This is a genomic window from Streptomyces botrytidirepellens, from assembly GCF_003721215.1.
In the GTDB taxonomy this organism is placed as follows: domain Bacteria; phylum Actinomycetota; class Actinomycetes; order Streptomycetales; family Streptomycetaceae; genus Streptomyces; species Streptomyces himastatinicus.
Genome location: NZ_RIBZ01000866.1, coordinates 16362 through 28535, shown reverse-complemented (window position 1 = coordinate 28535; position 12174 = coordinate 16362). Strand labels below are relative to the sequence as shown.

The window sequence follows — 12174 nt, the reverse complement described above, 5'->3', positions numbered from 1 at the left end:
CGCGTCCAGCAGCGCGACCCGGGCGCCGTGGGCCGCCGCGGCGGTGGCCGCGGACAGCCCGGCGGGCCCGGCGCCGAGCACCGCGATGTCGTACGGGACGTTCGCCGGTTCAGCAGTCTCAGCAGGCGAGGTGGGCACGGCCCGCTCCCTCCTGGGTCTCCACCACGTCCCCGGGGGCGGCCTCGACCAGGCACGCGCGGCGGTTCGGACGCCCGTTGACGGTCACCAGGCAGTCGAAGCACACGCCGATGCCGCAGAACATCCCGCGCGGGCTGCCGCCTTCGCGGGTGCGGCGCCAGGAGCGCTGCCCGTCGGCGATGAGCGCGGCCGCGATGCTCTGGCCGGGCTCGGCCGCGATGGTCCGGCCGTCGAAGCGGAAGGTGAACGGGGTCCGGTTCATGCGGCGGCCTCCGCGAATCGCTGCGGGCGAAACGGAGTGAGGGGCAGATCCGGTGCCCGGTCGGTGAGCAGTTGGGCGACCAGATGGCCGGTGGCGGGGGCCAGGCCGATCCCGGCGCCCTCGTGGCCGCAGGCGTGGACGAGGCCCGGGGTCCGGGGGTCGGGCCCGATCACCGGCAGATGGTCGGGGCAGTAGGGGCGGAAGCCCAGATAGCCGCGGAGCAGCGCCACGTCGGAGAGGAACGGGAAGAGACCGATGGCCTGGTCCGCGAGCTTCCGCAGCACGGGCAGCGCCACCGTGCGGTCGAATCCCACGCGCTCCCGGCTGGCGCCGATCAGGACGGTGCCCGCCCGGGTGCCCTCGACCACCACCGAGGTCTCCAGACCGGCGTCGTCGCTGGCGACGTTGGCCACGTACTCGGCGGTGTACACCTTGTGCCGTACGACGCGCGGCAGCGGCTCGGTGACCAGGATGAACCCCTTGCGGGGTAACACCGGCACCGGTGCCCCGGCGAGGTCGGCGAGCCGCCCGGCCCAGGTGCCCGCGGCGTTGACGACCCATCGGGCGGGCAGGGCGGGCAGGGTGGCCGAGTCGGTGCGCACCCCGGTGACGGCTCCCTGCCGGTCCCGGAGGAAGCCGGTCACGTTCACCCCGGTGTGGACGGTCGCGCCCCGGGCGCGGGCGTGGCGCAGCAGGTGTGCGGCGGCCAGTACGGGCTGGACCTGCGCGTCCTGTGGGTAGTGGGCACCGCCCGCCACCTCGCGGGTCAGGTTCGGCTCCAGCTCGGCCAGTTCGTCCGGGCCGACATCCACCGCCTCCACCCCGGCCGCGCGCTGCTGGGCAGTGAGCCGCCGGAGCCCCGCCGCAGTGGCGTCCGAACCGGCCACCACCACGCCGCCCTTGGCGTGGTATTCCACGGCGGCGGCGCCGAGATCGTCCCGGATTTCCCGCCACAGCCGGGAGGACAGCAGCGCCAGGTCCAGTTCGGGTCCGGTCTCCTTGTCGGACACCAGGATGTTGCCCTCGCACGCACCGGTGGTCCCGCCGCCGATCGCGCCGCGCTCCACCACGGTCACGCGCAACCCCGCTGACGTGCAGTAATACGCGCAGGCCGCGCCGATGATGCCCGCCCCGATGACGAGCACATCCGGGGGACGGGGAATGCCGGGTCGGGAACTCGTACCGGTCATGGTCGGTAGCATGTCATATTGCACTATCCCTGGCCAGGGTGCGGCGACGGCCTATGGCTAGAATTCGCCGCCACGGCACCTATCGAGGGAGGAGTGCACGTGGCTACGGGGGGATGGCAGCCGCCGAACAATCCTGGTCAGGGAGGCGGGCCATGGGGTCCGCCGCCCACACCCGATCCGTACGGGCCGCCGCCGCAGAATCCGTACTACGGGCCGCCGCCGCCGAACCCCTACGGACCGCCGCCGCCCGCCCCGTACGGTGTGCCTCCGCAGCCGCCCGGCCCGTATGTCCCGGCCCCGGCGCGCCGCCGTCGGTGGTGGCTGCTCTCGCCGCTCATCCCGCTGGTCCGTTCGGCGAACCGCGTGGCGAAGCGGCTGTTCGACAAGGAGGGTGGCGGGCGGGTCCGGGACCATCTGGTGGACCGGGTCCAGCTCACCCGCTCCGTTCTCGGTATCGTCGCGACCCTGGCGCTCGTCTACATGTACGGGGCGGACGGCGGCTGGAGCGGTGCGGCGACCGACGGTGCCGCCAATCTCTTCGCGACCCCGCTCCTGCTCCTCCTCACCGGACCGCTGGTCGTGTTCGGCTTCATCCTCTACGCGCCCCCGCACCGGCGCCCGGAGCTGCGCTCCCGGCTGAGCGGCCCGCTCAAGACGGTGGGCTGGTATGTGCTGATCCTGGCGGCCTTCGGTGCCTTCATCTATGTGGTGGGCCAGACGACGCTGCTGCACGGGCTGCACGGCGTGATGCTGTTCGTGGTCGGCCTGCCGCTGATGGTGGGTCTGCCGTGGACGCTGGTGTTCCTCGTCCTGTCCTCCGCGTACGTCGCGCGCAGCGCCTTCAACACCGCCTATGTGCACGCCGCGCTGCCGCCCGTGCTCACCGGGGTGCTGGTGTGGCTGATCGCGGGCTTCAACCTGCTGTCGGACGGGCTGCCCAACGGGCCGCTGCCCGCCCAGCTGTGCGCCGCGTTCGGCGGTCCGCTGTCGGTGACCGCGCTGTCGCTGTGGGAGCTGCGGCGGCTGCGTACGCACCACGGCGTGACCATTCGCGGCTGAGCCACCGTCAGGGCAGGAAGTCTCAGGAGGGTTCCGGCGGCCAGACGCCCGGGGCCAGCACGCCGAGCACATAGGCCCGGGCCACCAGCTCCGCGCGGTTGCCGACGCCCCAGCGGCGGGAGAGCCGGGTGAGGTGGTAGTTGACGCCGTCCACGGTGAGCCCGGTCTGCCGGGCCATCTGGGCGGTGGTGTGGCCGCCCGCCGCGAGCGCAAGGATCCGGGCCTCGATGGGGGCGGCCTGCTCCGTCTCGCCGGGGGCCGGGTCCGCCGTGCCACCGCTCCGCGGCCGGGGTTCCTCGCCGAGCACCCGCAGCAGCACCAGCAGCCACATCGGGCTGTCGGTGTCGCTCACGGTGTCCGCGGTCAGTTCGCCGTACCGCCGCGCCCCGTCCGGCGACTGCCACCGCACCTCGATCGGATAGCGGGAGCGGCGGCCGAGCCGGACCGCCTCGACGATGCGGTACACTTGGGCGGCCGCGTTGGGGTGGAACAGCTCCAGCACGTTGCGCCCCGCCAGTTGCCCGGGGGTGGTGCCCCACTCGGCCGCCATCGCCGGGTTGGCCATCAGGACCTCGCCGTCCGTGCGGCACACCGCGCACGGCACCGGGACCCGGTCGAAGAGCAGCAGCGAGCGGTTGCGCCAGACGACCCAGTCCTCACCGCCGAGGATCTTCCTGGCCTCTTCCGGCACCTCGGGCTCGTCCATGCCGGACCTCGCTCTCGTACGTCACTCCTCTTGACACCGCGAACGGCGCGTGCGCAAGTCGATCACACCACCCGGCACTACAAAATCATGTAGTGCGACGGGCGGGCGGGCCGGGTCGGCGGGGCGACGCTGGAGACATCCCCTCGCATGGAAGGCATCGCACCGTCATGACCGAAACCCCCCTCCTTCCGGCCGGGACCGCCGAGGGCGGCAGCTCCGACGGCGTCCCGCTCGTCGACATCTCCGAGCAGACGAACAACACCCCGATCCAGCAGGCCATGGAGCTGACGCGGCGCCATGGCCCGGTGCTGCGGCGGCGGCTGCACGGCACCGACATGCTGTTCGTCAGCGACCCCGACCTGGTGGCGGAACTCTGTGACGACCAGCGGTTCGCCAAGTTCGTCAACCAGTCGCTGGAGAACGTCCGGGAGTTCACCCACGACGGGCTGTTCACCGCGTACAACGACGAGCCGAACTGGGCGAAGGCGCATGACATCCTGATGCCCGCCTTCGCGCTCGGCTCGATGCGCACGTACCACCCGGTGATGCTCCAGGTGGCGCGGCGGGTCATCGACGCGTGGGACGCCCGTGCGGCGGGCGGTGAGCCGGTCGCGGTGACGGACGACATGACGCGGATGACGCTGGACACCATCGGGCTGGCCGGGTTCGGCTACGACTTCGGCTCGTTCGACCGCGCGGAGCCGCATCCGTTCGTCAGCGCCATGGTGCGCTGCCTGGAGTGGAGCATGCGCAAGGTGGCGCGCCGCCCGGATGTGGACTACAGCGAGCAGGACGAGGCGTTCCGCGCCGATACGGCGTACCTCACGTCCGTCGTCGACGAGGTGATCCAGGCCCGGGTCGCCGCGGGCGAGTCGGGCACCGACGATCTGCTGGGGCTGATGCTGGGTGCCACGCATCCGTCCGACGGCACCCCGCTGGACCACGCCAACATCCGGGACCAGGTGATCACCTTCCTGATCGCGGGTCACGAGACCACCTCGGGCGCACTGTCCTTCGCCCTGCACTACCTCGCCAAGAACCCGGGCGAACTGCGCCGGGTGCAGCGGGAGGCGGACGCCCTGTTCGGCGCCGACGCGGACCCGGAGCCGACGTTCGAGCAGGTGGGGCTGTTGCGCTACACCCGCCAGGTGCTGAACGAGGCGCTGCGGCTGTGGCCGACCGCGGCGGCGTTCTCCCGGCAGGCGCGCGAGGACACCATGCTCGGCGGGCGCATTCCGATGCGGGCCGGACAGCCCGCCATCGTGCTCACCCCGATGCTGCACCGCGCCGCGGTGTGGGGCGACAACCCGGAGCTGTTCGACCCCTCGCGCTTCGACCCGGAGGCCGAGGCGGCGCGCCCGGTGCACGCGTACAAGCCGTTCGGCACCGGTGAACGGGCCTGCATCGGGCGGCAGTTCGCGCTGCACGAGGCCACCATGCTGCTCGCGATGCTGGTGCACCGCTACCGGCTGATCGACCACGCGGACTACCGGCTCCACGTCAAGGAGTCGCTCACCCTCAAGCCCGAGGGCCTCACCCTGCGGCTGATCCCCCGCACCCCGCAGGAGCGGGCGGTGGCGGCGGCCGCGGTGGCGACAGGCGCGCCCGTACGGGACGCCTCGCTGCCGAGCCGGGTGCGCCAGGACACCGGTGCCCTGCTGCTGTACGGCACCAACTTCGGCACCTGCCGCTCGTTCGCGGAGGATCTGGCCGCCGACGCGGACGGCCTGGGCTGCGCCACCGAGGTCGCCCCGCTCGACGCCTACGCGGGCGGGCTGCCCACCGACCGCCCGGTGGTCATCACCGCCGCCTCCTACAACGGGCAGCCCACCGATGACGCCGCCGCCTTCCTGGCCTGGCTGGAGACCGCCGAACCGGGCGCGGCGGACGGCGTCGCGTACGCGGTGCTCGGCGTCGGCGACCGCAACTGGGCCGCCACCTACCAGCGCGTGCCGACCCTGATCGACGAGCGGCTGGCCGCCCTCGGTGCCACCCGGCTCATCGACCGGGCCGCGGCCGACGCCTCGGGCGATCTCAGCGGCACGGTGCGGGACTTCGCCGAGCGGCTGCGCACCGCCCTGCTGGAGCGCCACGGCGACCCGGCCACCGCGGGAGCGGCCCCGGCCGCCGACGCGGCGGACGACGGCCCGGCGTACACCGTCACCGAGGTCACCGGCGGGCCGCTGGACGGTCTGGCGCGGCAGCACGGCATGGTGGCGATGGAGGTCACCGAGACGGGCAGCCTGAGCGATCCGTCGTACGCGCGCGTCAAGCGGTTCGTGCGGCTGGCCCTGCCCGAGGGGGTCGCGTACCGCACCGCCGACCACCTCACCGTGCTCCCGGCCAACGACCCGGAGCTGGTGACGCGGGCCGCCAAGCTGCTGCACGCCGACCCGGAGACCGTGCTCAGCATCGTGCCCGCCCGCCCGGCCCGCCGCGGCGGTCTGGCCGTGGACCGGCCGGTCAGCGTGCGGGAGCTGCTGACGCACCACGTGGAGCTGAACCACCGCCCGAACGCCGAGCAACTGGCCCTGCTCGCCGAGCTGAACCCCTGCCCGCCGGAGAAGGCGGCGCTCGCCGCGCAGGCCCCCGGTGAGCGCACCCTGCTGGACCTGATCGAGGCCAACCCGGCGCTGCGCGAGACGCTGACCTGGCCGGTGCTGCTGGAGCTGCTGCCGCCGCTGCGGCCGCGCCACTACTCGATCTCGTCCTCCCCAGCCGTCTCACCGCGCCACGTCGATCTGATGGTGTCGCTGCTGCGCGACGAGACGAGCGGCTTCCAGGGCACCGGCTCCGGCCATCTGAACGCGGTGCGGCCCGGGGACACCGTGCTCGCCCGGGTGCAGCCCTGCCGGGACGCGTTCCGCATCGGCCACGCGCCGGACCGGCCGGTCATCATGGTGTCCGCCGGTACCGGGCTCGCCCCCTTCCGCGGCACCGTCGCCGACCGCCGGGCGCTCGTGGAGTCCGGCACACCGCTCGCCCCGGCGCTGTGCTACTTCGGCTGCGACGCGCCGGACGCCGACTATCTGCACGGCGAGGAACTGCGCGCCGCCGAGGCGGTCGGCGCGGTGTCCATGCGCCCGGCGTTCAGCCAGGCCCCGATCGACGGCCACCACTTCGTCCAGCACCGCATCGCCGCCGACGCCGCGGAGATCTGGCAGCTGCTGGCGGAGGGCGCCGCCGTGTACGTGTGCGGCGACGGCGCCCGGATGGCCCCCGGGGTGCGGGAGGCCTTCCGGTCGGTGTACGCGGCCCACACCCCCGGCGCCGACGACGCGGCGGCGCAGCGGTGGCTGGACGCCCTGATGGCCGAGGGCCGCTACGTGGAGGACGTCTACGCCGGGTGACCTGGGCTCGGTTCAGTCGCCGGTGGGGCGGGCGCGCACATGCATGCGCTCGCCCTGGGCGCCGAAGAGGCTGAGGAACTCGACGGGCTGTGCGCTCGCGCTGGCGAAGCCGTGGGGCGTACGGGTGTCGAACTCGGCGGCCTCGCCCGAGGTGAGGATGAGATCGTGCTCGCCGAGGGCGAGGTGCAGCCTGCCGGAGAGGATGTACAGCCACTCGTACCCCTCGTGCACCGCCTGCGAAGGCCGGACGTCGGCGCCCGTCTTCCGGCCGGGCAGGATCTGCTTGTAGGCGTGCAGCCCGCCGAGGTAGCGGGTCAGCGGCACGAACGTCTGCCCGTGCCGGGTGAAGGGGCGGGGATGGACGCGGGGGTCGCCGGTGGGCGGCGCGCCGACCAGCTCGTCCAGCTGGACGCCGTAGGCCTTGGCCAGGGGCAGCAGCAGTTCCAGGGTGGGCTTGCGCTGCCCCGACTCCAGCCGTGAAAGGGTGGAGAGCGAGATCCCGGTGGTCTCGCTCAGCTGGGCCAGGGTGGATCCGCGCTCCCGCCGCAACGCCCGCAGCCGCGGGCCGACGGCGTTCAGCACCTCGGGAATGTCGTCGTCTGCCATCCCCCCATTTGCCGGTACGGCAAGAAGTTTTGTCAAATCTCCATGATCAGCTGATCACCAGGTGACGGGCAGCTCATGGGCCCCGTAGATGACCATGTCGCTGCGCATCCGCACCTCCTCCGGCGCCACCGCGAGCGCGAGGTCCGGGAACCGGCCGAGCAGTCCGCGGTAGCCCGCCGCCAGCTCGATCCTGGCGAGGTTCGCGCCGAGGCACTGGTGGATGCCGTACCCGAACGCGAGGTGGCTGCTGCGGGGGCGGCCGACGTCGAGCGTGTGGGGCTCGTCCACCAGTGCGGGGTCCCGGTTCACGGCCGGGACCGAGACCGCCACGCTCTGGCCGGCCGTGACGGTGACGCCGCCGATCTCGACGTCCTCCAGCGCGATCCGGACCGGGAAGGCGTTGACGATGCTCAGGTAGCGCAGCAACTCCTCGACAGCGCCGGGCACCAGCGCGTCGTCCTCGCGCAGCCGCCGCATCTGCTCCGGGTTCTGGAGCAGGACGAAGGTGCCGAGGCTGAGCATGTTGGTGGTGGTCTCGTGGCCGGCGATCAGCAGCAGCGCGGCCATGTTGTTGATCTCGACGTCGGACAGCTCGCCGACGGAGGTGAGGTACGAGATCAGATCGTCCTGGGGGGCGCGCCGCTTGGCGGCGGTCAGCTCGCCGATGAAGTCGGTGATCGTCCGCATCCCCTGGTCGAACTGGCCGCCCGACTGGTCCTGGACCAGGACCTGCGCGCTGGCCCGCTGGAAGGTCTCGCGCTCCGCGTAGGGCACGCCGAGCATTTCGCAGATCACCAGCGAGGGGACCGGCAGCGCGAAGTGCTCCACCAGGTCGGCCGGTTTCCCCGCGGCCTGGAGGGCGTCCAGGCAGTCGGTGACGATGCCGTCGATGCGGGGTTCGAGGGCGCGCATGCGCCGTACGGTGAAGTAGCGGGTGAGTAACCCGCGATAGTGGCCGTGTTCGGGGGCGTCCATGCTCAGGAACGACCCCGGCCCGTTGCCGCGGTTCTCCCGGACGTTCTGCGAGACGGGCCGCACGGTGTCGTCGCCGCGCCACCGCTCGGCGCTGAAACGCGGATCCCGCAGCACCTCCCGGGCCTCGTGGTATCCGGTGACCAGCCATCCCGTACTGCCGCCGACGAACCGGAGCGGGCTGATGGCGGGGCCGGTGATCAGTGCGGGCGCGGGGTCGACGTAGTTGGCGCGCTGCCTGGGGTACGGCGGGGCCTGGTGGGCCTGGTGGGCCTGGTGGGGAGCGGACGACGGGGCACTCACGATGGTCCTCCTCGGCAGCAGCCTGCGGACTCTTCCGGGGAACGCCGTTCGGTCCCCCGGGCACCATGCCCGAGGTGCGAACTGGATCACAAGGGTGCCGCCCGGCGCGCTGGGCAGCAGTAGTGTCGCGAGCAGGCTGTGTTCGTACCGGGCAGTAGGACGGGCAGTAGGAAGGGAAAGCACATGTTCCGCAAGGTGCTGGTCGCCAACCGAGGAGAGATCGCCATTCGGGCGTTCCGCGCCGGCTATGAGCTGGGAGCGAGGACCGTCGCGGTGTTCCCCCACGAGGACCGCAACTCGCTGCACCGACTGAAGGCCGATGAGGCGTACGAGATCGGCGAGCCGGGCCATCCGGTGCGGGCCTATCTGTCCGTCGAGGAGATCGTCGCCGCGGCGCGGCAGGCCGGGGCCGACGCGGTGTACCCCGGATACGGCTTCCTGTCCGAGAACCCCGACCTCGCGCGGGCGTGCGAGGATGCGGGGATCACATTCATCGGCCCGAGCGCGGAGACGCTGGAGCTGACCGGCAACAAGGCGCGGGCGGTGGCCGCGGCCCGGGCCGCGGGGGTGCCGGTGCTCGGCTCCTCGGAGCCCTCCTCGGACGTGGACGAGCTGGTACGGGCGGCAGAGGAGCTGGGCTTTCCGGTGTTCGTCAAGGCCGTCGCGGGCGGTGGCGGGCGCGGGATGCGGCGGGTCGAGGAGCCCCGGCTGCTGCGCGAGTCGATCGAGGCGGCGGCCCGCGAGGCGGAGTCGGCGTTCGGCGATCCGACGGTCTTCCTGGAGAAGGCGGTCGTCGAGCCCCGCCACATCGAGGTGCAGATCCTCGCCGATGCCGAGGGCAATGTCATGCACCTGTTCGAGCGGGACTGTTCGGTGCAGCGCCGCCACCAGAAGGTCATCGAGATGGCGCCCGCGCCCCACCTCGGCGCAGAGCTGCGCGAGCGGATCTGCGGGGACGCGGTGAAGTTCGCCCGGCAGATCGGCTACCGCAACGCGGGCACGGTGGAATTCCTGCTGGACCGCGAGGGCAACCACGTCTTCATCGAGATGAACCCGCGGATCCAGGTCGAGCACACGGTGACCGAGGAGATCACCGATGTCGACCTCGTCCAGTCGCAGATGCGGATCGCGAGCGGGGAGACCCTGCGCGACCTCGGTCTGTCGCAGGACACCGTCTATCTGCGCGGCGCCGCGCTCCAGTGCCGGATCACCACCGAGGACCCGGCCAACGGCTTCCGCCCGGACATCGGCATGATCAGCGCCTACCGCTCGCCGGGCGGCTCGGGCATCCGCCTCGACGGCGGCACCACCCACGCCGGTGCCGAGATCAGCGCCCACTTCGACTCGATGCTGGTGAAGCTGACCTGCCGGGGCCGCGACTTCGAGCACGCCATCGGGCGGGCCCGGCGCGCGGTGGCCGAGTTCCGTATCCGCGGGGTGTCCACCAACGTTCCGTTCCTCCAGGCCGTGCTGGACGATCCGGACTTCCGGGCCGGGCACGTCACCACGTCGTTCATCGAGGAGCGGCCGCATCTGCTGACCGCGCGGCACTCCGCCGACCGCGGCACCAAGCTGCTCACCTATCTCGCCGACATCACGGTCAACAAGCCGCACGGCCCCCGGCCCCAGCTGATCGACGCGGCCGGGAAGCTGCCGGAGGTACCGGACGGGGCGCCGCCCGCCGGGTCCAAGCAGACCCTCACCGAGCTGGGCCCGGAGGGCTTCGCCCGGTGGCTGCGCGAGTCGCCGCGGATCGGGGTCACCGACACCACGTTCCGGGACGCGCACCAGTCGCTGCTGGCCACCCGCGTGCGCACCAAGGACCTCCTCGCCGTGGCCCCGGCGGTGGCGCACACCGTGCCGCAGCTGCTGTCGCTGGAGTGCTGGGGCGGCGCCACCTACGACGTGGCGCTGCGGTTCCTCGCCGAGGACCCCTGGGAACGGCTGGCGGCGCTGCGCGAGGCGGTGCCCAACATCTGCCTCCAGATGCTGCTGCGCGGCCGCAACACCGTCGGGTACACCCCGTACCCGACCGAGGTGACCGACGCCTTCGTCCACGAGGCCGCCGCCACCGGCATCGACATCTTCCGCATCTTCGACGCGCTCAACGACGTCGGGCAGATGCGGCCCGCCATCGAGGCGGTGCGGAACACCGGCACCGCGGTCGCCGAGGTGGCGCTGTGCTACACCAGCGACCTGTCCGACCCGTCGGAGACGCTGTACACCCTGGACTACTACCTGCGGCTCGCCGAGCAGATCGTGGACGCGGGCGCGCATGTGCTGGCCATCAAGGACATGGCGGGGCTGCTGCGCGCCCCGGCCGCCGCGAAGCTGGTGTCCGCGCTGCGCCGGGAGTTCGACCTGCCGGTGCACATCCACACCCATGACACCGCGGGCGGACAGCTCGCCACCTACCTGGCCGCGATCCAGGCCGGTGCGGACGCGGTGGACGGGGCGGTGGCGTCCATGGCGGGCACCACCTCACAGCCCTCGCTGTCGGCGATCGTGGCCGCCACCGACCACTCCGAGCGGCCCACCGGCCTCGACCTGGAGGCGATCGGCGGGCTGGAGCCGTACTGGGAGAGCGTGCGCAAGATCTACGCACCGTTCGAGGCGGGCCTCGCCTCGCCGACCGGGCGGGTGTACCACCACGAGATCCCCGGCGGCCAGCTGTCCAACCTGCGCACCCAGGCCATCGCGCTCGGCCTCGGCGACCGCTTCGAGGACATCGAGGCCATGTACGCCGCCGCCGACCGCATGCTCGGCCACCTGGTGAAGGTCACCCCGTCCTCGAAGGTCGTCGGCGACCTCGCGCTGCACCTGGTGGGCGCCGGGGTGTCGCCGGAGGACTTCAAGGCCGAGCCCAACAAGTTCGACATCCCGGACTCGGTGATCGGCTTCCTGCGCGGCGAGCTGGGCAGCCCGCCCGGTGGCTGGCCGGAGCCCTTCCGCACCAAGGCGCTGGAGGGCCGCGCGGAGGCCAAGCCCACGACGGAGGAGCTGTCCGCCGAGGACCGGCGGCACCTCGCCGACGACCGCCGCCGGACCCTGAACCGGCTGCTGTTCCCCGGCCCGACGAAGGAGTTCGAGACCCACCGGGAGACGTTCGGCGACACCAGCGTGCTGGACAGCAAGGACTTCTTCTACGGGATCCGCCCGGGGAAGGAGTACACGGTGGACCTGGAGCCCGGGGTGCGGCTGCTCATCGAGCTGGAGGCCATCGGCGAGGCCGACGAGCGCGGCATGCGTACGGTGATGTCCACCCTGAACGGCCAGCTGCGCCCGATCCAGGTCCGGGACACCTCGGCGGCCTCCGACATCCCGGCCACCGAGAAGGCCGACAAGAGCAACCCGGGCCATGTGGCCGCGCCGTTCGCCGGGGTGGTGACGCTGACCGTCGCCGAGGGCGACCAGGTCGAGGCGGGTGCCACCGTGGCGACCATCGAGGCGATGAAGATGGAGGCCACCATCGCCGCGCCGAAGGCCGGCCGGGTCTCCCGGGTGGCCATCAACAGCATCCAGCAGGTGGAGGGCGGTGACCTGCTGGTCGACCTCGGCTGAGGCACAGCCTCACGGCCCCGGTCCGGT

General features: G+C 72.5%; 9 protein-coding genes. 3 read left to right on the top strand and 6 right to left on the bottom strand.

Annotated features, from left to right (window positions below; all coding sequences use genetic code 11):
- From EEJ42_RS54060 to EEJ42_RS46740, 3 genes are all read right to left on the bottom strand, one after another.
- Nucleotides 1–81, bottom strand: an 81-nt coding sequence (locus EEJ42_RS54060) for an NAD(P)-binding protein (RefSeq protein ID WP_281291683.1), incomplete at its 3' end; no start/stop codon positions are given.
- A gap of 37 nt (nt 82–118) precedes the next feature.
- Nucleotides 119–400, bottom strand: a complete 282-nt coding sequence (locus tag EEJ42_RS46745) for a (2Fe-2S)-binding protein (protein ID WP_123108229.1) — start codon at nt 398–400, stop codon at nt 119–121.
- On the bottom strand, nt 397–1590 hold the full coding sequence (locus EEJ42_RS46740; protein WP_246097901.1) for an NAD(P)/FAD-dependent oxidoreductase: 1194 nt from the start codon (nt 1588–1590) through the stop codon (nt 397–399). The genes EEJ42_RS46745 and EEJ42_RS46740 overlap by 4 nt, the downstream gene beginning before the upstream one ends.
- A gap of 99 nt (nt 1591–1689) precedes the next feature.
- Here EEJ42_RS46740 and EEJ42_RS46735 point away from each other — a divergent pair, with 99 nt between their 5' ends.
- Nucleotides 1690–2649, top strand: coding sequence for a hypothetical protein (locus EEJ42_RS46735; RefSeq protein ID WP_246097899.1), 960 nt, complete (start codon nt 1690–1692; stop codon nt 2647–2649).
- A gap of 22 nt (nt 2650–2671) precedes the next feature.
- Here EEJ42_RS46735 and EEJ42_RS46730 read toward each other — a convergent pair whose 3' ends face one another.
- Complete coding sequence (locus tag EEJ42_RS46730; RefSeq protein ID WP_123108226.1) at nt 2672–3355, bottom strand: LuxR family transcriptional regulator; 684 nt, start codon at nt 3353–3355, stop codon at nt 2672–2674.
- A 167-nt stretch (nt 3356–3522) separates the two neighbouring features.
- Between EEJ42_RS46730 and EEJ42_RS46725 the strand changes: the two genes are divergently transcribed.
- Nucleotides 3523–6705, top strand: a complete 3183-nt coding sequence (locus tag EEJ42_RS46725; protein WP_123108225.1) for a cytochrome P450 — start codon at nt 3523–3525, stop codon at nt 6703–6705.
- Nucleotides 6706–6717: 12 nt separating this feature from the next.
- On the opposite strand, the gene EEJ42_RS46720 is transcribed toward EEJ42_RS46725, so the two are convergent.
- Nucleotides 6718–7311, bottom strand: a complete 594-nt coding sequence (locus EEJ42_RS46720) for a helix-turn-helix domain-containing protein (protein ID WP_123108224.1) — start codon at nt 7309–7311, stop codon at nt 6718–6720.
- 54 nt (nt 7312–7365) lie between these two features.
- Complete coding sequence (locus tag EEJ42_RS46715; protein ID WP_123108223.1) at nt 7366–8586, bottom strand: cytochrome P450; 1221 nt, start codon at nt 8584–8586, stop codon at nt 7366–7368.
- 183 nt (nt 8587–8769) lie between these two features.
- Here EEJ42_RS46715 and EEJ42_RS46710 point away from each other — a divergent pair, with 183 nt between their 5' ends.
- Nucleotides 8770–12147, top strand: coding sequence for a pyruvate carboxylase (locus EEJ42_RS46710; RefSeq protein ID WP_123108222.1), 3378 nt, complete (start codon nt 8770–8772; stop codon nt 12145–12147).
- Nucleotides 12148–12174 lie beyond the last annotated feature (27 nt).

Bases quoted from the DNA above. Each gene is read 5' to 3' on its own strand.
- EEJ42_RS46725 (WP_123108225.1), top strand. From the start codon at position 3,523: ATGACCGAAACCCCCCTCCTTCCGGCCGGGACCGCCGAGGGCGGCAGC.
- EEJ42_RS46740 (WP_246097901.1), bottom strand. From the start codon at position 1,590: ATGACCGGTACGAGTTCCCGACCCGGCATTCCCCGTCCCCCGGATGTG.
- EEJ42_RS46720 (WP_123108224.1), bottom strand. From the start codon at position 7,311: ATGGCAGACGACGACATTCCCGAGGTGCTGAACGCCGTCGGCCCGCGG.
- EEJ42_RS46710 (WP_123108222.1), top strand. From the start codon at position 8,770: ATGTTCCGCAAGGTGCTGGTCGCCAACCGAGGAGAGATCGCCATTCGG.
- EEJ42_RS46745 (WP_123108229.1), bottom strand. From the start codon at position 400: ATGAACCGGACCCCGTTCACCTTCCGCTTCGACGGCCGGACCATCGCG.
- EEJ42_RS46730 (WP_123108226.1), bottom strand. From the start codon at position 3,355: ATGGACGAGCCCGAGGTGCCGGAAGAGGCCAGGAAGATCCTCGGCGGT.